Annotated in this window: 6 protein-coding genes; 5 read left to right on the forward strand and 1 reads right to left on the reverse strand. The window is 64.4% G+C overall.

Going from position 1 to position 22,027, the window contains the following annotated elements; genetic code table 11:
* The first annotated feature begins 172 nt into the window (after positions 1–172).
* The 5 genes from FIU88_RS09515 (at position 173) to lhgO (ending at position 8,179) form a co-directional block, all read left to right on the forward strand.
* Complete coding sequence (locus tag FIU88_RS09515; protein WP_152479052.1) at positions 173–1,951, forward strand: ATP-binding protein; 1,779 nt, start codon at positions 173–175, stop codon at positions 1,949–1,951.
* The gene (locus FIU88_RS09520; protein WP_152479053.1) at positions 1,944–3,320 is read left to right on the forward strand and encodes a sigma-54 dependent transcriptional regulator; all 1,377 of its coding nucleotides are present in this window, start codon (positions 1,944–1,946) and stop codon (positions 3,318–3,320) included. Before FIU88_RS09515 ends, FIU88_RS09520 begins: the two co-directional genes overlap by 8 nt.
* Before the next feature lie 208 nt (positions 3,321–3,528).
* The gene (locus FIU88_RS09525; RefSeq protein WP_152479054.1) at positions 3,529–4,545 is read left to right on the forward strand and encodes a TAXI family TRAP transporter solute-binding subunit; all 1,017 of its coding nucleotides are present in this window, start codon (positions 3,529–3,531) and stop codon (positions 4,543–4,545) included.
* A gap of 127 nt (positions 4,546–4,672) precedes the next feature.
* The gene (locus FIU88_RS09530) at positions 4,673–6,814 is read left to right on the forward strand and encodes a TRAP transporter permease (protein WP_152480186.1); all 2,142 of its coding nucleotides are present in this window, start codon (positions 4,673–4,675) and stop codon (positions 6,812–6,814) included.
* 171 nt (positions 6,815–6,985) lie between these two features.
* Positions 6,986–8,179, forward strand: a complete 1,194-nt coding sequence (gene lhgO / locus FIU88_RS09535; protein ID WP_152479055.1) for an L-2-hydroxyglutarate oxidase — start codon at positions 6,986–6,988, stop codon at positions 8,177–8,179.
* 477 nt (positions 8,180–8,656) lie between these two features.
* Here the strand turns inward: lhgO and FIU88_RS09545 are convergent, their stop codons facing one another.
* Positions 8,657–21,952 (reverse strand): VCBS domain-containing protein, encoded by a 13,296-nt coding sequence (locus FIU88_RS09545; protein ID WP_253742807.1) that lies wholly within the window; start codon positions 21,950–21,952, stop codon positions 8,657–8,659.
* Positions 21,953–22,027: the final 75 nt, after the last annotated feature.

Raw genomic sequence — 22,027 nt, forward strand, 5'->3', positions numbered from 1 at the left:
AGGTGAAATGCCATATGCCTCTCCCCTCGCGTTACAGACGCCATACGTGGTTTTTCCACGTCGACCCAGTACTCGATACCGGTCATCTCGACCCAATGCATTCCCGCCATCATGCAGGCCAACGGGGGCCGGCCCAGTGATCCACCTGCTTCGTCGCCGCCTCGGACACCTGATGATCGTCATCGCCGCCGCCACCCTCGCCTTGGTGTTGTGGTGGGTGTGGCATTGGCAGCTTGAGCGTGTCACGCATGAGGCACGCCAACACGCCGATTCGCGCCTCGCGCTCTACACCGGCAGCCTCGACGGAGCACTAGAACGCTTCAGCTACCTCCCGGGCCTACTGGCTCGCCATTCTCTGGTCCAGGCGGCGGCGGTCGATGAAGTGGGCGTTTTCACCGCTCAGGTCAATCGCTACCTGGCCCAGGTAGCCGAACGCTCGGGAGCCAAGGCGATCTTTCTGATGGATGATGAGGGTGTCACCATCGCCGCCAGCAACCACGCCGACGAAGACAGCTTTCTCGGCCACCATTATGCCTTCCGGCCCTACTTTCAGGATGCCATGGCCACGGGTCAGGGAGAGTTCTTTGCCATCGGCAGCACCACGGGACGCGCCGGTTACTTTGTCTCTGCCGCCGTCAAGGGCGGCGCCTCGGGACGCCCCGCCGGAGTATTGGTTGTGAAGGTGTCGCTGGAGGGCTTGCAGGACAACTGGCGACAGGCCGGCGAGCAAGTGCTGCTCTCCGATGCCAACGGCGTGGTCATCCTCTCGAGCCGGCCGGAGTGGCGGTACCGTCGCCTGGGTGACATCGGTGACAACGCCATGCAGGAGATCAACGATCAGCGCCAGTTTCTCGAGACACCGCTGCGTCCGCTCGGCAAGCGCCTGCGCGACGGCTCGCTGCATATCGGTAGCGCAGGAAATGGGGACGTGGGAGAACGCTACTTCGATATGACCCTACCCCAGACAACGCTCGGTTGGACCATGCACTACCTGGTCCCCGTCCGGCCACTCTACACCGTCGCGCGTAACGCTCTTCTGGCCGCCTCAGGCGCCACCCTGGCCCTGCTCTTGCTGGGCCTCTGGCTTCGCGAACGCCAGAAGCGGCAGCGCCTCCGAGATCGTGAAGCGCGCATCATTCGCGAGGCAAACGAGCGTCTGGAAGCCAGGGTACAGGCGCGTACCCAGGAGCTCGAGGCGGCCCAAGCGGAACTGGTCCAGGCCGGCAAGCTCGCGGCGCTGGGCACCATGGCGGCAGGGATCGCCCACGAACTGAACCAACCCTTGGCCGGCATCCGAACCTATGCGGCCAGCGGGGCTCGCCTGCTGGAACGCGGCCGTGAGGCCACCGCCATCACCAACTTCCGCCATATCCACGACCTGTCCGATCGCTTGGCGACGCTGATCCGCCAGCTCAAAATCTTCGCTCGCAAGGGCGGAGCGCTTGAACCGGTGGACCTGGGGGCGCGGCTGCACTTCGTGCTCGGGCTACTCGAGGACCGTCTACAGCGTCAGGAAGTCGAGCTCCACCTGGCACTGCCCGAGGCATCCCCGGCATGGGTCGCCGGCGATAGCGTTCGCGTCGAGCAGCTGCTCACCAACCTGCTTCGCAATGCCCTGGATGCCCTCCACGATGTGCCCTCCCCACGGCTGGACATTCGCGTGACGCTGGGCCCCCAGCGGGTCGACCTGTTCGTGGCGGACAATGGGCCCGGTATCGACGAGGCGACCCTCGAGCATATTTTCGACCCGTTCTACACCACCAAGGAGGTGGGCGACGGCCTAGGTCTGGGACTGTTCATCGCCTATGGGATCGTTCAGGATCTCAACGGCCGCATCCGCGCCGAAAACCGCCCCGACCGCCTCGGCGGCGCCGTCTTCCATGTCGCGTTGTCGCGGGTAGAGGACGAAGCATCGCGGCAACCTGACCACGAGGACACCCGACATGAGTGAACTGCCCGTCTGGCTAGTCGATGACGATCCTGGCGTACGGGAATCGCTGACCCAGTGGTTCGAACTGTGCGATTTACCGGTACGCACCTTCACGGGCGGCCAGGCGGCGCTCGACGAACTCCGGGCCGGCTCTCCCTGTGGCGTACTGATCTCCGACGTCAAGATGCCCGGCCTCGACGGCTTGCAACTGCTGCAGGCCGTGCAGAACACGGATGATGACCTGCCGGTGTTGCTGATGACTGGCCACGGCGATGTGCCGATGGCGGTACAAGCCATGCGTCAGGGAGCCTGGGACTTCATCGAGAAGCCCTACGACCCCGAGCGACTCGAGGAGCAAGTTCAGCGGGCGCTGGAGCGCCGCCGTCTGGGGCAGGAAAACCGCCGTCTGCGCGAGGCACTGCGTCAGGGCGGCCTGGCGGCACGACTGATCGGTGAGGCGCCGAGCATGCAGCGCTTGCGCGACCAGATCGCTAATCTCGCCTCGACACGCGCCCATGTGCTGGTCCATGGCGAAACCGGCAGCGGCAAGGAGGTCGTGGCGCGTTGTCTACACGAATTCGGTACCGGCGACGCCACGCCATTCGTGGTCCTCAACTGCGGCGCCATCCCCCCGGAACTCGTCGAGTCCGAGTTGTTCGGCCACGAGAAAGGCGCCTTCACCGGTGCCGTGGAGAGCCGCGTCGGCAAGCTCGAACACGCCAGTGGCGGCACCCTGTTTCTCGACGAGATCGAGTCGATGCCCCTCGCCACTCAGGTGAAATTGCTGAGGGCGCTGCAGGAGGGGGAAGTCACGCGACTGGGCAGCAATCGGGTCATCCGGGTCGATCTGCGGGTGGTGGCGGCGACAAAGACCGACCTGCTGCAGCAGTCGGCACGCGGTGACTTTCGCGAGGACCTGTATTACCGGCTGGCCATCGCCGAGCTGAGCATCCCTCCCCTGCGGGAGCGTCGCGAAGACCTCGCTACGCTGTTCCTACACTTCAGCCGTCAGGCTGCCGAGGTGCATCAGCGTCCTCAACGCGAGGCGGATGGGGAGCTATTGGCGGCGCTGGGGCGCTACCACTGGCCGGGCAACCTGCGCGAATTGCGCAACGCGGCGACGCGTTTCACGCTCCACCTGGACATCCCTTTCCTCGAGGTGGCGCCCGGGGACGCGACCGAAGGGTCACTCGCCGATCAGATCGCGGCCTTTGAGGCTTCCTTGCTGCGTGCCGCGCTGTCTCGCCACCGTGGCAATATCCAGGCCGTCCTCGACGAGCTCGACCTGCCGAGAAGAACACTCAATCAGAAAATGCAGCGCCACGGTCTACGTCGCGAGGCGTTCTGCGAACAGGACGACACCGGCAAGACGGCCGATGCCCCTTCCTGACCGCCCTGTCGCGCTTTCAAGGCATCGGCAAAAAATGGCCGATGCCGGCGTGTCACCTCGGCATAAAATGGCCGACGACGCGCACCCGCCTCTTCCATACTCACTATAACCAAATGAAACAAAAAGCTTTCTACCTTTCTGGCAAGTGCTTTGCTTTCTAGCGGGCGTATACATAACAAACGCTCACTGTCCTCAAGGGAGACATGGCATGCACAAACGTCAGTTCCTCAAATCCGCCATCGGCCTGGCCTCTGCCGCCGCGCTGGGCATTTCCGCGTCCTCCGCCCTGGCCCAGGAGTCCCACCAGTACATCATGGGCACGGCCACCACTGGCGGCACCTACTATCCGGTCGGCGTCGCGCTCTCGACGCTGGTCAAGGTCAAGCTCGAACCCGAGAGCGGCATCGCTCTCTCGGCGATCAGCTCCGCCGGTTCCAGTGAGAACCTCAAGCTGATGGACGAGGATCAGGCCCAGTTTGGCATTCTTCAGGGGCTGTATGGCGCGTATGCCTGGGAAGGTGAAGGCCCCGTCCCCAAGGCGTATCGGGACCTGCGCAGCGTGTCGATGCTGTGGCAGAACGTCGAACACTTCGTGGTCAATAACGACAGGGTCGACACCGGCACGATCGACGACATGACAAGCCTCTACGACGCGTCGTTCTCGATCGGGGCACGCAACTCCGGTACCGAAGGGTCCGGTCGCTACATCCTCGGCCAGCTGGGCATTACGCCGGACGAGATGGGTATCGCCTACCTGGGTTACGGACCGAGCGCCGACGCCCTGCAGAACGGCACCATCGACGGCATGAACATTCCCGCCGGCGTGCCGGCCTCGGCGGTGACACGCGCCTACGCCAATGCCGATGGCGATATCACCACGCTGGACTTCACCGAGGAGCAACTGGAGAAGGTCAACAGCCGGTTCGAGCTCTGGTCGGCCTACGACATCCCCGCCGGCACCTACCCGAATCAGGACGAGGTGATCCATACCATCGCCCAGCCCAATATCCTGGCGGCACGCGCCGACGTGCCCGACGATGACGTCTACGCCATCACCAAGGCGATGTACGAGAACCTGCCGTTCCTCAACAACATCCACCCGGCGACCAAGGCGATGGCGCTGGAGAAGGCCATCGTCGGCCTGCCGATGCCGCTGCACCCGGGTGCGGCGCGCTTCTTCGAGGAGCAGGGGCTGGAGATCCCCGAGCGGCTGATCGCGGAGTAATCCGACTCCCCCAGCGGGCGTCCGGCGCTATGGCCGGACGCTCTGCTACCCCCTCCATCGAACGGTGCCGCGCTCGATCACGACGCTGTCACTCCCCCATGACGCACGCCGCTTTCAGGAGTTCGCTGTGAGCCATTCAACCCCCGATTCCATACGCGATGAGGATGCACAGGAGGCCGAGGAACGTCTCTCACATCCCTGGTTGGGCCCCTGTCTCACCGCCTTTGCCATCGTTATTGCCTGTGTGCACCTCTACTTCAACACCTTCTCGACGCTCTCCACGCTTTGGACGAGTGCGCTGCATTTCGGCCTGTTCGGCGCGCTGTGCGCCCTGGCCGTACCGCTAGCGCGGCCTCGCCAGGCCGGGGCACGGAGAGCCGTGTTCGCCATCGATATCGTGCTGGCGGTGGCCGCCATCGGCTGTGCGGTCTACCTGATGGTCTTCGAAAACGCCCTCTACGAGCGCGGTGTGACCTTCATCGCCTCCGACTGGATCGTCTCGATTCTTGCCGTGGGGCTGATCCTCGAGTTCGCGCGGCGCACCACCGGCTGGTTCATTCCGGTGCTATGCGTGATCGCGCTGACCTATGTGGCCTGGTGGGGCCAGTACGTGGGCGGCGTCTTCAACTTCCCCGGCTTGTCATGGGAAACGGTGCTGTTCCGCAGCTATATCGGCGGCGAGGGCATGCTGGGCTCCATTGCCCGGATCTCCTGGTCCTACGTGTTCATGTTCATCCTCTTCGGCGCCTTCCTGGTCAAGTCAGGCGCCGGCGCATTCATCATCGAGCTCGCCCGCTGTGCCGCGGGACGGTTCATCGGCGGCCCCGGCTTCGTGGCGGTGTTTTCCTCGGGCCTGATGGGCTCGGTGTCGGGGTCGGCCGTCGCCAACACGGTCTCCACCGGCGTGATTACCATCCCGCTGATGCGCAAGGCCGGCTTCCCGGCACGCTTCGCCGCTGGCGTCGAGGCTTCCGCCTCGACGGGGGGCCAATTGATGCCACCGGTCATGGGGGCAGGCGCCTTCATCATGGCCTCCTATACCCAGGTGTCCTACCTGACCATCATCGGTGTCGCGGCCCTGCCCGCCCTGCTCTACTTCCTGTCGGTCGCGATGTTTGTGCGTATCGAAGCCAAGCGCAGCAACGCCCAACATCTCGATGATCCCGATGCCCCGCGTCTCGGTGAGGTGCTCAAAAACGGCTGGCACTATCTGCTGCCGCTGATCGTGCTGGTCGCGGCACTCGTCTATGGTTTCACCCCGACCTATGCGGCGGGCATCGCGATCGTCTCGGTCATCGTCGCCTCCTGGCTGTCCCAGCAGCCGATGACGCCGAAGCTCATCGTCGAGGCGCTGGTTCAGGGCACGCGCAACATGATCACCACCGCGATCCTGCTGATCACCGTGGGGCTGATCATCAACGTGGTCTCGACCACTGGCATCGGCAATACCTTCTCGCTGATGATCACCGACTGGGCGGGCGGCAGCCTGCTGCTCACCATCGTGCTGATCGCCATCGCCTCACTGATCCTGGGCATGGGCCTTCCGGTCACCGCGTCCTACATCGTGCTGGCGACGCTCTCGGCGCCCGCCCTGTACAACCTCATGGCCCACGATCAGCTGGTCGATCTGCTCGTCGCCGGCAATCTGCCGGAACAGGCCAAGGCGATCTTCATGCTCGCGGCGCCGGATCAAATGCAGGCACTGGCCGCTCCGATGAGCCCGGCCGAAGCCCAGTCACTGCTCGACGCCGTCCCCGATACCTTCAATAGCCAGCTCTATGAGCAAGCACTGTCGCCCCACTTCCTGACCATGTCGCTGGTGGCCGCGCACATGGTGATCTTCTGGCTGTCGCAGGACTCAAATGTCACGCCGCCGGTGTGTCTGACCGCCTTCGCCGCCGCGGCGATCGCCGGGACGCCCCAGATGCGTACCGGCCTGACCGCATGGAAGATTGCCAAAGGGCTCTACATCGTCCCGCTGCTCTTCGTCTGGTCGCCGTTGATCACCGGCACGCCGCTGGAGATGACCCTCGTGTTCGCCATGGCACTGTTTGGCATCTACGCCATCATCGCCGGCCTTGAGGGGTATCTCGAGCACGAACTGACCTGGTGGCTGCGGTTGCTGATGTTCCCGATTGGCGCGCTGATGCTGTGGCCACACGGCATGCTCGCCATCGACCTGGTCGGTTTGGGCATCTTCCTGGCCATCTTCGTGTGGAGCGCACGGCAGGGGCGCCAGCAGGTGGGATACAACGCCCGCCCTGCCTGAACAGCCAGGTCGGCCGGCAAGATAGCCTCCGGTGGTGACCCCTGAAGCCCCGCCACGCGCCGCTTCGAAGAGCCTGGCGGGGCCCTCTCGCCGGCCAGTGACACGGCACCGCGTCAGGCCCAGCCGGCCAGGACGGCGCCGCGCCACAGGACAACGAAGAACGAGGACGGCATGTACGATTTCATCATCATCGGCGGCGGCATCCTGGGCATGTCCACTGCCATGCAGCTCCAGCGGGCCTATCCGGATCGCCGGATGCTGCTGGTAGAAAAGGAGCCCGAGGCGGCCCGCCACCAGACCGGGCACAACAGCGGTGTGATCCACGCCGGGGTCTACTACACCCCGGGCAGTCTCAAGGCACGCTTCTGCCTGGCGGGTAACCGCGCCACCAAGGCCTTCTGTGAGACCCACGACATCCCCTACGACAGCTGCGGCAAGCTGCTGGTGGCCACCAACGAGCGGGAAATGCAGCGCATGAAGGCGCTGTGGGAGCGCACCGAGGCCAACGGCCTGGAGCGAGAGTGGCTGGAGCCCGGAGCGCTCGCCGAGCGTGAGCCGAACATTACCGGTCTTGGCGGCATCTTCGTGCCTTCCAGCGGAATCGTCGACTACGCCGCCGTGACCCGCGCCATGGCGGCCGAGTTTGAACGCACGGGGGGCGAGATCCGCTATAAGACAGAGGTCACCAACCTGGAGGAGCGGTCACAGGAAGTGGTCGTGACCACCCATGACGGCGACATCACCGGGCGCTATCTCGTCACCTGCTCAGGACTGATGGCCGACCGGGTGATTCGCATGTTGGGGCAGGATCCAGAGTTCAGCATCTGCCCCTTCCGCGGCGAGTACTATCGGCTGACGGAGCAGCACAACGACATCGTCAACCACTTGATCTACCCGATCCCGGATCCCTCCATGCCCTTCCTGGGAGTGCACCTGACACGGATGATCGATGGCTCTGTCACCGTCGGCCCCAATGCCGTGCTGGCCTTCAAGCGTGAAGGCTATCGCCGACGCGACGTGTCCCCGCGTGATCTCACGCAGATGCTGACCAACCCCGGCATCCGCAAGGTCCTGGCGCGGAACCTGCGCCCGGGGCTCGCGGAAATGAAGAACTCGCTGCACAAGCGGGGCTACCTGGAGCTGGTCCGCAAGTATTGTCCGAGCTTGACCCTCGACGATCTCTCGCCCTACCCGGCCGGCGTGCGCGCTCAGGCAGTCTCTCGCGACGGAACGCTGGTGGACGACTTCCTGTTCGTCAACACCCGCCGCACCATCAATGTCGGCAATGCCCCGTCGCCGGCAGCCACCTCGGCGATCCCCATCGGCGCGCACATCGTCGAGCAGGTGAAGGCTCAAGCCAGCTGAATCGCCGATGCCTTCGAAGGCAATCCACGGGAAATTCTTCTCACTGGAGGACTGAGACCCAAAACGCAGCAGCCCGGCACAAGGCCGGGCTGCTGGTCCCACTATTAAGACGCTGATATACAAACCAGCTACTGATACGGTCGTAAACGCTTTAAGGGTCTTCAACCACAACATCTGCCGGCATGCGGCCTCGGAGAGCAATTTCTGGGCTCGTCATCCAGCATTCGGCGACTCCTCGACTTTCAAACAAGCGCTCGGCGGCTTGCCAAATGTTACGAATGAACGCCCTCAAAAACGGCTCGGCTAACGGACACCGGCGTAGGTGTTTCTTGGGGAACACTCAGGAGGCCTGGATACCGCAGGTGCGGCGCTTATTACTGGAATTAAGGACTGAACAAAGGGCCTAGATATTCTAGGCCCCGCTCATATAGCTTTATATTCGACACACTATTGTGTCAGACAAAAAAATGCAGATTGTTAGATGTCTATCTGCACTCCCTCCTGCACCCTCAGGGTGGCATCGCTGCCGTCGGCATCGGCATTGACGTAAAGCTGGAACCCGTCGGCACTGCCACCATCCGTCCAGCCATCGCCGGACAGTGTCAGGCGGTCCTCGCTATCTCCCAGCACCGACAGCACGTTGTCGTCGTCGGTCATGTCGAGCACGTCCTGTGCACTGAGAGCAGTCAGCGCATTCTCGCCATTGCCCGTCATGTCGACGGTCTCGATGTTGCTCAGGTTCGCAGACAGGTCCGCCCCGGCCACTTCCTCGCTGAAACGCAAGACGATGGTATCGTCGCCGCCAAAGGCGTCCAGGGCCTCACCGGTCCACAGCAGGGTATCATCCCCGGTAGTGCCGAACTGCTCCCTGACACTATCAACGTCGATGCCGGCCCACTCCGTCCATGCCGAAGGCGTACCGCCCCCGGACTCCTCGGTACGCGCCCGCACCTGAACGTCGCCCAGGGCGTTCGCCGCCTGAACAAAGCCCAGATTCTCCGCATCGGCCGAGCTCAGCCCGCTGACGGTATAGGTGCCGCCCCCCTCGTCGACGACCTGCTCGGTACCGCTGATCAGGCTCTCGCCAACATAGAAAGCCGCATGCTCTCCCATGCCGCTGAAGGCCAGCGTCAGCGTCTCCGTCGAGGCATCTTCAGGGCCCGCGCTATCGGGGTCGGCGAGCTCATGGTTGAGATTCAGCGGGATGATGTTGCCCTCCACCCCGAAGCTCGGCGTGGGGGCCAGCGCATTCACGCCATCCGCGTGGGGCTCGACGGTCAGATCGAAGGTCTGCTCGGAGAGCATCTCCGATCCCAGCGCGTCTTCGCCCGACGTCACCTGCAGGGTCAGGCCCTCCACGGTGCCGCTCCAGTATTGGGGCGCCATGACACCGACATAGCTCGGGATGCCGCCTTGGCCGAGCAGCCAGGTATTGGTACTACCGTCGCCACCTGCGTTGTTGGAGAGTTGCGCCTCGGTAGCCTCGGCAGCCGAGTCCCCGACATAGATCAGAAAACCGTTAGGCACGCCGCTCAGCAGCGCCGTGCCAACGCTCTCGGAGCCGTCGCTATCGATGAGGCCGTTATCGGTAATGTCCAGCCGAACAACGTTCGACCGGTCGTCTTCCACCCGCTGGCTGTCGTTCTCGGCCCCAGAGACGCTGGCCACCGTGAAGTCGTAGCCACTGTTGACCGGCTGTATCTGGCCAACCTGGGTCGAGCTGCCCGTCTCCACTGCAGCAGAACCCTCTTCGCTGCTCTGGGCCCAGGCAGTGAGACCGACGCCGCCGCTAGCGTACTCGGTGGCCGGCGTATACTCGAACGTCAAGGAATCGCTCGCCGCCACGCCGTCGACGACGTAATAGTCGCCGTCGGCCAGCCCGTCCACGCCGCTGACAGAACGCGTCGTGAGCGCTGTCCCATCCGAGCCGCGCAACGTGCCTGCCCCTTCGACGCCGCTCTCGTCGAGACGCAGATAAAGGCGGCCATCTACCAGACTCCAGTCGCTAGCATCGGCCGGGTTGTCGAGATCGACGGTGAAGGACAACGCCTCGCCCTCGTCCACGGCAGGTGCGGCGATGCCAACGACCGGCGCGTCGCTGACGGGCTGGATCTCGAAAGCGGCACCGCTCACCGTCTCCTCGAGGCTCAGTCCGCTGGGCACATAAGTGGTCAGCTTGGCATCCACCACAAAGCTGCCCGTATTGCGGTTGGCGTCCTCGGGAGGCGTAATCGTGATGCCGGCCATCAGAGTCTGCAGCGCGTCGTTGCCACCGGTGCCCGAGGCCGTCCACACGGGCTCGCCGTCGATCGAGGTCTCGATCATGCCCTCGACGACGGTACCGGCCGGCAGCTGGCTCAAGGTAATGGTAAAGCCGTTACCGGATACGTCGTCCTCGATTTCCCCGACGAAGGACTGATCGAGGGTGAAGCTCTCGTCTTCCGTGGGCTCAAAGTCGGACTGGGCCCACTCGATGATCGCCGCCGGCGCATCCCCGTCATTGCCAGTCGGGAAGTCGGTCGACAGGCTGACCTCGACGCTATCGGTCAGGGACTCGCCGTTGCCGGCGTCCTCAGTGGTCACGGTAACCCCGATCGGATGGGCATCGAGTTCACCGGCCTCGGACTGGACCTGCAGCACGATCTCACGGCTCAGAGCGCTGTCGAAGGTGTCGTCGGTAATATACAGCCACTGGCCTTCGCCGATGAATTCGGCGCCCTGGACGATGACGCCCTGTGGCACGTTGTCCAGCAGGATGCGGGTCAGCTGCTCGCTGCCGTCGTAATCACCACCCTCTTGGCCGTCGTTGGCGATGGCCAACTCGATCGTGGCGGTGCCGGGGCTGTCCAGCGACAGCGCCTGGCCGCGGGTCACCGAGAGCTCGGGCTGATCGGTCACGGCGGTGATATCGAACGCGTAGGTCTGATCCTCGGACATCGCGGACACCGGCGACACGGTGTCATCGTTCCCCGGATCCTCGACCCCATAGCGCACGGTGAATGCGCCGCTGCCGTGCCAGTTGGGCGCGCCCTGCAAATAGACGCCGCCGATGGCATCGCCGGTCAGCTTGAACCAGCCATCCTCCAGGGTCACGCCGTCCTGGCCCGCCGCAAGTTCGGGGCCGCCAAGGCCGTACGTCAGTGTGAAGTTGTCCTGACCACTGACCTCGTCCTGACGGAGCCACACCTCGGAGATCTGCTCGTCGGTATCACCGTTGCGGTGCTGGACACCGAAGTCGAGGCGCTGACCGACATCCTCTTCAGCCGTCGTCGAGAGGTTCATCGCCGCCTCGGGCGAGGGCGTGGCCCGCAGCTGAAGGGCATGGTTCCGGGTTAGGGAATCGCCGTCATCCTCGGTGGTGATAGCCGACAGGACGAATGTCTCGGAGGTACCGCTGAAGTTGGCCGGGGTCGTGATCTTCACCCCGTCGAGCTGGTTGGCTGCGAAGCTCCATTCGCCATTGCCGAGGAAGATTGCCCCCTCGACGCCGAAGCCGTCCGGCAGGCCCTGCAGCTTAAAGCTCAGCGTCTCCGAACCATCGGTGTCAGTGAGCGAGGGCGTGCTCGCCAGCAGATCCGTCAGCATCACGCCGCCCTGCTCCTCCAGCGACTGTTCGGTGAAGGCCTGATCCTGCGGCGCCACGACCTCGACAACGGCCTCGTCCGCCACGCCCTTGGGCGTGACCACGATCGTCAGCGGGGGCTCGGGCAACGGATTGGAGACGTCCTCGTAGATCACACCGTCGACCGTCAGGCTGTCCACGGTGCGCGTCGAGACGCGCAGCGTGAAAGGCTCGTTGGAGTTTTCAGGCGGCGTGATGGACATCGCGCCGCCGAGGGCCGTGTCAAAGTCTTCTAGCGCGAGGCTCCAGCTGCCGTCGCCGTTATCCGTGGCTTCGTCCGAAGCGCTGGTATACGCCGTTCCGCCGTAGACGATCTCGGCACCCTCGGGCACGCCGTCGATCGTGACATCGTAGGTCTCCGAGGGGTCGGAGCTGGTGGGACGGATCGACAGCGGCATCGTCTCATCTTCCCTACCATTGACGCGCGCGGTGACCGAGGTCGTGGCGGCATCGGCCTGGGGGGCGATCAAGATGTTGGTCAGCTCGCTGCTGCCGCTGACGGCCTCGACCCGGGTGCCGTCGTCACTATCATCGTCCGTGTCTATCGTCACGGCCTGGACGTTCACCTTGAACTGGCCGGAGAAGTTCGCCGGCGCCATGAATTCCAGGCTGTCCAGATACTCGGCGGGCACCCGTACCGGCTCGCCGCCGAATGTCTGCTCGACCTGCCGCCCGCCCTCGTCGGTATAGCGGAAGCGGGCCCCGTTCGCGCTAGTTTGAGTGCCGTTATGGGCGGTGAGCTCCGGCGTCAGCGCAGCGTAAAGCTGCTCGTCATCTTCCACATCCCAGCCGGCGCCGAGTTCAAAGCTGCCATTATCCTGCTCGGTGCCCAGTGTAAACCAGTCATCCTCAACGCCTTCACGATCGTAGGTATGATCGCCCGACATCGTGACGTCGTTGCCCGCCGGGGTCGCCGAGTCGCTGTCGACCCGCTCCGCCACGGGGCTCACGCCGATCTCGACCGTGTGCGTGACGGTGGCCGGCTCCGATGATACCGACTCACCGCCCACCGTCTGGGTGTCAACCGAGGTCACCTGCACGTCCAGCGTGGCATCCAGACTGCTGTGCGCCGGCGGGAGGATCGTGAAGTCGCCGAGCACGCCCTGCAGGTCATAGCCATTCAGCGCCGTGATGGTGTACTGGCCGTCGCTCTCCGAGACCTGCCAGTTGCTCCCTTCGCCCGTGTCGGGCGCGGTGATCGTCCAGTCGCCGTTGGCATCGCTCGGCACGGCGAAGCTGACGGCGGTGATGACCTCGCTGCCGGCGCTGCCGTCATCGCTATCCGTCACTTCGATGCCGGACAGGAATGCCACCGAGGTGTCTTCGTCGATGGCGTGGCTGCTGTCGGCATTGATGTCGCCGGCCACCGGACGGACCCTCAGGTTGAGGGTCACGCTATTGTTACTCGGGTCGCCCTGATCATTGTCGGCATCGTCTTCCGCGACGCCGTCAATGGGTGCACCAGGGTTGAGGTTGCCTTCGAAGCCATCTTCATCCCGGTCCTGTGCGTTCAGCCTGATGATGATGCCGTCCAGGTCGCCGCTGAAGTCTGCGTCGGCGCCGATCGAGATCGACGGGAAGCTGCCGATGTCACCGGTCTGGCCGGTGGCATCGATGGGATCGCTCGTTTCGCCGGCCGCCAGCGTCTGGCCGTTAACCCGAATGGCCTGGCCGGTGGTGTTCTCGATGGTGATGTCGCGCGCCTCGGAGCCGTCGAGATCGGCGAAGCTGGCCTCGAGCAGTGCGGTGAGGTCGAAATCGGTATCCTCATCGAGCATGGCCGTCGCCTCGCGATCGCCTTCATAGGCAATTTCGACGATCTCTTCGACTGAATCGGCCGCGACGCTGGTATCGAAGGTCAAGACGGCGTCGTCGGTCACCGCCCGCACCAAGACGTCGACGCTGGTGTCGGAAGCTTCCCCTTCAACGCCGTCTAGCGGCTGCCCGTCGTCACCGACCTCGTAGCTGGTGACGCTCATGTCGACGGTGAAGTTCTCGTGGGCATGGGCCGGCGGGGTCACGGTCATGGCCTCGAACGCCGTCGTGCTCATGACCAGATCGGCGCTGGCATTCGCATGGTGATCGCCGTCGGACAGGCGGATCGTCACGCTGCCATCGGCGCCGATTTCATATTCCTCGGCGTCGCCATAGCTCAGCGTCGCGCCTTCCGGCAGCCCGCTGAGGGTGATGGCCCCCAGCAGCTCTGGGTTGTCCCCGTCCGACGGACCGTTCTGATCGGTGTCGTCGACGACCTGCGGGGCGTTCAGCCCCAGCGCCACGGCGGTATCCTCGTCGGTGCCGATCGTGTCGCCATCGACGTCGAGACTCGGGGCGTCGGCGACCGGGATGACATTGACGGTTACCCTAGTCTCGGGGGCTCCGCCCGAGTCTTCGTTGACCTGGACAATGAAGACGTCCTCGTGGCCCTCGTTACTGTAGTTGGCCTCAGGATCAAAGGTCACCCGCCCCTGTTCGTCGACAGTGGCTGTACCAAAGCCCAGATCAAAGCTACGGGTACCATCGGGATTATCCGTGCCGGCTACCTGATTGCCATCACTATCCTTAATGGTGACGTTGTCGAGTGTGGCATCCGCCGAGGTCGTGAACGGCTCGGCCGCCGTGTCCTCGGGTGTGGTGACGCTGATGGCTACAGGAGCATCATCCACCACGTTGACCTCGAAGCTGCCGTCGACGGTATCACCATCGTCGTCGATGGCTTGATAGGCGAAATTGAACGCCAGATCTTCGTCTTCAACGGGATGCGTCAGGGCACCCAGAAGCTCGAAGCCATACTCGCCAGTGACATCCAACGTCACCCGGAACACGTCCGTTCCATCACGGCTGCCGGTCAGAGTGTCGCCGTCAACCGTGAGAGTGATGTCCCCATTCCCGGTGTTGTTCAGCGTCGTACGCAAGGCGGACTGTGACTCGGTGAATACCAGCTCACCGGCCCCGTCCTCGCCGAAATCGACGTCAAGCTCGGCCGTCACGCTGGTGGCTTCGGCATCCGGCTCACTGCCGTTCGACAGGGCCGCTTCTTCGATACTTGTCGCTGCCGGAGAGGCGCCAATAGTAGGACCATCATCTCGGAAGGTGAACTGACTACCGACGCTGACGGCATCGCTGTCGACGCTGTCGCTATCGCCGTCAACGGCCGTCGCGACGACTTGCAGAGCGCCGTTGTTCAGCGAGATGACGTCATCATGGGCAGTGCCTCCCTCGGGATGTTCCAGCGGGCGATACTGGGTCAGCGTGACGGCACCGCTATCAGCGTCCATCGCAATTCGGAAGGCGATGTCGCCATCGGCATCACCGACTCGGCCGACCACGTCGTCACCGTCCATGAAGAGCTGGATCGCATCACTCGAGGCAGTATCCGTCACACCGGATACCGCGCCATCGGTGACCTGCAGGCTATAGGTGGTGCTGGTTTCACCATCGGCCCCAAAGTCGATAGCGAATACCCCGTCGATAAAGTCGGCATCGGTGGCGCTGACGTTCCCGCCGGCCAGGCTGGTTTCATCGACTTCGACGCTGCCCAGCTGGCCGTTATCGACACTGATCGCCGGCTGATCATCGACGATGGTGATGGTTACCGTATTGGCCACGGTATTACCGTACTGATCGACCACCGTGTACGAAAAGCTATCGGTCGGCGGCGTACCGGAGTGGTCCGCCTCATTGTTCAGGGTGTAGTCGAAGGTGCCGTCGGTATTGACCGTCCAGTCACCCAGTGGCGTCGAGCCACTCTGCTGGGTCTCTACTGTCCAGCCCGACTGCAAGTCGAGACTTCCACCACTGATGCTTTCGCTGTCGGCGGACGCGTCGGTGCCATCCGTCAGGCCCGCCTCATCCACGCTATCCGTGGTGTCAGTCGGGGTACCGGTGACATCAGCAACGTCGATGGTCAGGGTCGAGGTGCTTTCGTCTCCATCGCCATCACGCACGGTGTAGGTGAATACATCCTGAGCATCGTCGCTGATGGCATCCGCCGTGGCGACATAGGTGTAGCTACCATCGTCGTTCAGTGTCAGGGTGCCGTAGGCGCCGTCGATGGTTTCTCCAACGTTGTCACCGACGGCGGTTCCGCCGTTATCCCCCGCCACGACACCGACTACGGCACCGCTCGTTTCCCAACCATCGGCACCGGACTGATCGTTGATCAGCACGCCGGACGCCGCATCGACATTCAAGGTATCCCCTTCGGTGACCTCGCCGCTGTCGACTGCGGCCGACGGCGCATCGTCGACGATATCGATCACCAGCGAGCTTGCCGGTGCGCTATCGCCATCCGCATCGGTCACGGTCAGGGCGAACTCCTCGGTGGTATCGTCCCCCGTGGTTGTCTCCAGCAGGGTATAGCTGTAGTGGACCATCCCTTGACCGGTGCTCGCATCATACTCATAGCGCGCGGTCAGCCCGTCAGAGAATGTCTGATCGTTAGCGGTCAGCACATGACCGCCCAAGGTCACAGGATCGCTCTCGGCCAGGCCGTCTTCTGCGGTGAACTCGATGGTGCCGCTGGTCGTCTCTTTATCGGTTGCGGATTCGGTGCCACCCGGCAAGCCGGCTTCATCCACGGTCGTCGTGTCACCGCCCGCTTCGGGTACCGACGTGCTGGGCGTCGCGTCAGCGATATCGATGGTCAGGGTGGCGGTATCTGCATCACCGTCAGCATCGGTCAGCGTGTAGGTGAACACGTCCTGAACGCCCCCGGCAGTGCCCGGATCACGCGCGTAGGTATAGGTGCCATCGGAGTGGATGGTCAGTTCACCGTAGGTGCCTTGGAGGCTTTGCGTGCCAACGCTGGGAACATCGGTCGCTGTACCGCTGGTACCGCTAAGAATGGCCGTGACCGTGGCTCCGTCGGCGCCCTGAGTATCGTTATCGGTCACGACGTTCCCGCCGATTTCTTCGAGACTGCCTGCCGGCACGTCGGCGGTATCGGCCACGGCACTCGGCGCGTCGTCTTCCACCCGCACTGTCAGGGTGCCATCGCGCGTCGCCTCGCCGGCGTCGGTCACGCTCAGCGGGATGTCCAGCGTCAGCGCGTCATCGTCGGCGCCGCTGTGGGGGCGCTCGCCGGTCAGCGTGTAGGTGTAGCTCAGCTCGCCTTCGGTGGGCACGCCACCCACGCGGTCCGTGGCGGTGAAGCCGGTCAGCGTGAGCGTGCCACCCGCCACGTCGATCGTCTGCGGGCTGCTGTCACTCAGCGCGTCCAGGGCATCCAGAGCCAGCGTGGTGCCGCCGATCGTCAGGCTGCTCAGGCCATCGGCGGCGCTGACGCTCAGCGTGCCGTCGGCGGACTCGCTGTCGCTGGCCGCCTCGGAGCCATCACTCAAGCCGCTTTCGCTGACAGTCACCTCACCGTCGACGCCGGCACCATTGGCATCGTCGGGCGTGATGCTCGGCGCGCCATCGGTGTTGCCGTTGATAGTGAGCGTCAGCGTGGTGGTGCTCCAGTCGCCGTCGGCGTCCTGGATGGTGTAACTGAAGGTCTCGATCAGGCTGTCGCCGTCCTTCAGCGCGTTCACCTCGGCGTTGTCGTTATCGACGACGTAGGTGTAGGTGCCATCGTCGTTCAGCGTCAGCGTGCCGTAGTCGCCGGCCAAGCCGGTGCCGACATTGCCGCTCTGCTGACCGCTTTGCTCACCCGTCGCGACGCCCGTCACCGTGGTGGCATCGGCACCCAGGGTGTCGGCCACATCGGCGGGGCCGGAGTCGGTGGCGGTCAGGACGTTACCGTCCAGCGCGCTCCCGTCCTCGTCGACCGTGCCAGTGTCGGCGTTGGCGGTCGGCGCGGTGTCGGTGATCTGGAGCTCCAGCGTGTTGTCGCCGGACGTCTCGCCGGCGTTGTCGGTGACCTGGATCGCGAAGCGGTCGACGACGCTGTCATCACCGGCGCTGTGATCCTTGGCCGTGCCGCTCTGCTGGTAGGTGTAGCTGATCTCGCCCGTCTCGGCGTCGTAGCCGGTCAGGGTCAGCGTGCCCTCGTCGCCGACGATCTCGCGCGGGGTGTCGTTGAGGGCGTTAAGGTCGTCGGGCGTCAGCGTGGTGTCACCGATCTGCACGCTCTGCAGGCCGTCCGGGGCGCTCACGGTGACACGGCCGCTGACCGGGTCGGTGGCGTCCTCGGCGATGCTCTGGTCACCGACCTCGAGGCCGTTACCATCGGGAATCGTCACCGCGGGATCGCCGTCGGTCTGCCCGTCGATGGTGATGGTCAGGGTGGTGGTGGCCTGATCGTCATCGCCGTCGGTCAGCGTGTAGCTGAACACGTCATTGAGCGTGTCGCCGTCCTTGAGGGCATTGACCGCCGGATGGTCGTTGTCCAGCTGGTAGGTGTAGCTACCGTTGGCCTGCAGGATCAGCGTGCCGTACTCGCCCTGGAGTTCACTGCTCAGGTTGCCGTCGACGACGTGATCGCCGCTCGGCGTGCCCGCCTGGACCCCGCTGACCCGAGCGCCGTCGGCGCCCTGGGTATCTGCGGCATCGCCGTCGGCGACGCCACCGCTCAGCACGTTGCCGTTCACCGGATTGGGCGTGGCGTCTTCGGTGATGGTGTGGGTATCGGCGTTGGCCACCGGTACGTCATCGACGATGTCGATGGTCACGGTGCTGGTCACCGTGTTGCCGTCTTCGTCCTGGCTGGTATAGGTGAAGCTGTCGGTGACATCGTCACCGTCGGTCTCACCGTCCAGGGTGTAGGTGTAGTTACCGTCTTCGTCGATGCTGAAGGTGCCGTGCTCGGTCGGCACCTCGTTCTGCGGCACCGCGGTCACGCCCTCCGGCAGGTCCACTTGTCCGGTGGTCGTGTGACTATCGTCGCCTTCCGTCGAGCCACCGGTCAGGCCGCTTTCCTCGACGCTGTCAGCAATCGGCGAGTCGGCCAGACTGACGTCGGCCACGTCGATGGTCAGGGTCGTGGTGGCGTCATCCCCGTCACCGTCGCGCACGGTGTAGGTAAACACGTCTTGGGCATCGGCGCTGATGGCGTCGGCCGTGGCCACGTAGGTGTAGCTACCATCGGCGTTGAGGGTCAGGTAACCGTACTCACCGTCGATACGGCCGGCCACGCCACCGCTGACCGCGGAGCCAATGTCACCGGCACTGACGCCAACCACGGCACCGGTATCGGCCCAGCCATCGGCGCCCGCGGTGTCGTTACCGAGCACGCCGTCAGCCGCGGCCACCTCGAGGGTGGCGCCTTCGCTGACCTCGCCGGTATCGGCCACGGCACTCGGCGCGTCGTCTTCCACCCGCACTGTCAGGGTGCCATCGCGCGTCGCCTCGCCGGCGTCGGTCACGCTCAGCGGGATGTCCAGCGTCAGCGCGTCATCGTCGGCGCCGCTGTGGGGGCGCTCGCCGGTCAGCGTGTAGGTGTAGCTCAGCTCGCCTTCGGTGGGCACGCCACCCACGCGGTCCGTGGCGGTGAAGCCGGTCAGCGTGAGCGTGCCACCCGCCACGTCGATCGTCTGCGGGCTGCTGTCACTCAGCGCGTCCAGGGCATCCAGAGCCAGCGTGGTGCCGCCGATCGTCAGGCTGCTCAGGCCATCGGCGGCGCTGACGCTCAGCGTGCCGTCGGCGGACTCGCTGTCGCTGGCCGCCTCGGAGCCATCACTCAAGCCGCTTTCGCTGACAGTCACCTCACCGTCGACGCCGGCACCATTGGCATCGTCGGGCGTGATGCTCGGCGCGCCATCGGTGTTGCCGTTGATAGTGAGCGTCAGCGTGGTGGTGCTCCAGTCGCCGTCGGCGTCCTGGATGGTGTAACTGAAGGTCTCGATCAGGCTGTCGCCGTCCTTCAGCGCGTTCACCTCGGCGTTGTCGTTATCGACGACGTAGGTGTAGGTGCCATCGTCGTTCAGCGTCAGCGTGCCGTAGTCGCCGGCCAAGCCGGTGCCGACATTGCCGCTCTGCTGACCGCTTTGCTCACCCGTCGCGACGCCCGTCACCGTGGTGGCATCGGCACCCAGGGTGTCGGCCACATCGGCGGGGCCGGAGTCGGTGGCGGTCAGGACGTTACCGTCCAGCGCGCTCCCGTCCTCGTCGACCGTGCCAGTGTCGGCGTTGGCGGTCGGCGCGGTGTCGGTGATCTGGAGCTCCAGCGTGTTGTCGCCGGACGTCTCGCCGGCGTTGTCGGTGACCTGGATCGCGAAGCGGTCGACGACGCTGTCATCACCGGCGCTGTGATCCTTGGCCGTGCCGCTCTGCTGGTAGGTGTAGCTGATCTCGCCCGTCTCGGCGTCGTAGCCGGTCAGGGTCAGCGTGCCCTCGTCGCCGACGATCTCGCGCGGGGTGTCGTTGAGGGCGTTAAGGTCGTCGGGCGTCAGCGTGGTGTCACCGATCTGCACGCTCTGCAGGCCGTCCGGGGCGCTCACGGTGACACGGCCGCTGACCGGGTCGGTGGCGTCCTCGGCGATGCTCTGGTCACCGACCTCGAGGCCGTTACCATCGGGAATCGTCACCGCGGGATCGCCGTCGGTCTGCCCGTCGATGGTGATGGTCAGGGTGGTGGTGGCCTGATCGTCATCGCCGTCGGTCAGCGTGTAGCTGAACACGTCATTGAGCGTGTCGCCGTCCTTGAGGGCATTGACCGCCGGATGGTCGTTGTCCAGCTGGTAGGTGTAGCTACCGTTGGCCTGCAGGATCAGCGTGCCGTACTCGCCCTGGAGTTCACTGCTCAGGTTGCCGTCGACGACGTGATCGCCGCTCGGCGTGCCCGCCTGGACCCCGCTGACCCGAGCGCCGTCGGCGCCCTGGGTATCTGCGGCATCGCCGTCGGCGACGCCACCGCTCAGCACGTTGCCGTTCACCGGATTGGGCGTGGCGTCTTCGGTGATGGTGTGAGTATCGGCACTAGCGGCCGGCGCGTCGTCGACCACCTTGATACTAAGGGCCGCTTCTTCACTGCCGCCGTCACGCGGCGTCACGATGACGCGGATGTCGTCAAACGCATCCTCGGCGTCGACGCTAGCCGCCTCGATCAATGTGTAGACGTAGTCGATCGTGATGGTGCCATCGGCCGCCTGGCTATATCCCGTCAGTGCCAGCTCGCCATAGGCCGTCGTCAACGACTGCGGTACATCATTCAGGCCTTCAAGCTGTGCGGGAGTCAGCGTCAGGGTGCTGTCGGCGACGCTGAGCGTCAATGTGCCATCGGCGCTCAGCGCGCCCAGTGTCTTGAAGAAGAAACTGGACTCGACGCGGGTGTCGTCCGTATCAGGACGAGAGCCTCTGGCCAGGCCACTCTCGAAGACCACATGGTCGGTCGCATCGCCGTCGGCGACGGCAGCCTCCTGACGGCTGGGCACGGTGATGTCGATCTCCCAGGTGATCGGCTTGTCGTCGCTGTCCGCGTCTGTCCGCCCCAAAGAATCGGTAATGGTGGCCAAGACATCGACCAAAGAGCTACCACCGGATACCGGCACGTCAACGTATATTCCCTCACTCAAATGCTCCGCGGTGACGGGCCGATTCACCAGCTCGTTACCACGGCCATCAGTCACGACCAAGATATCACCGACCTGGGTACCCTCTCCGAAAGTCACCAGTGCGGTCACCGTGCTCGCCTCCGCGAGGGAAAAAACGCCGTCATCGCCGGCTCCCAGGAGCGATATCTCGACCGTGGGACGCGGGCTCCCCAGCGCCGAGGCCGAACCGTCCTCTGTCTCGAAGGCGCCGCCCTTACGCCATTCGAGATCGTCGCTACGCGCATACGCGTAGTCATAATCCAAGGGGTCCAGTTCCAGTTGGATCCTATCGAGGATAGTGAAGCTGCTGCCTTCGGTGGCCATGGCGGAGTGAACGCCTTCCGATTGCGGCTCGGCGCCGACGTCGTCGGCCGGCCACTCGGCAAGCGGCGTGACAGGGTCGTCGTCGCTCAGGGCAGCTTCATCCCGCACATCGGTATCGTCTTCGGATGCCTCGGCGTCGTCGCGTCGCTCGGACGGCAGCAGGATATCGCTGCCGGCGGGCACTTCATGTGCCACGCCTCTCGCATCGACCACCACCAGACTCGCATCCCCGGCAGTCACGATGGTCTCGCCGGGCTGGATGACATCCCCGACGCCGATCTGATGAAGCTCTCCGTTCTCATCCTTGATCCAGGCATCGCCAGTAAGCGTCGCCACCGAGACAGCACCCTGCATAATGTTCACCTCAAGATCCTGCGGCTGTCGATTCACACGAATCGAGCGGGCCGTTGATGAATTCCTTATGTATAT

The organism is Halomonas sp. THAF12 (assembly GCF_009363675.1).
In the GTDB taxonomy this organism is placed as follows: Bacteria; Pseudomonadota; Gammaproteobacteria; order Pseudomonadales; family Halomonadaceae; genus Halomonas; species Halomonas smyrnensis.

Coding starts and splice junctions, on each gene's coding strand:
- FIU88_RS09515 (WP_152479052.1), top strand. CDS start 173: ATGATCGTCATCGCCGCCGCCACCCTCGCCTTGGTGTTGTGGTGGGTG.
- FIU88_RS09520 (WP_152479053.1), top strand. CDS start 1,944: ATGAGTGAACTGCCCGTCTGGCTAGTCGATGACGATCCTGGCGTACGG.
- FIU88_RS09525 (WP_152479054.1), top strand. CDS start 3,529: ATGCACAAACGTCAGTTCCTCAAATCCGCCATCGGCCTGGCCTCTGCC.
- lhgO (WP_152479055.1), top strand. CDS start 6,986: ATGTACGATTTCATCATCATCGGCGGCGGCATCCTGGGCATGTCCACT.
- FIU88_RS09545 (WP_253742807.1), bottom strand. CDS start 21,952: ATGCAGGGTGCTGTCTCGGTGGCGACGCTTACTGGCGATGCCTGGATC.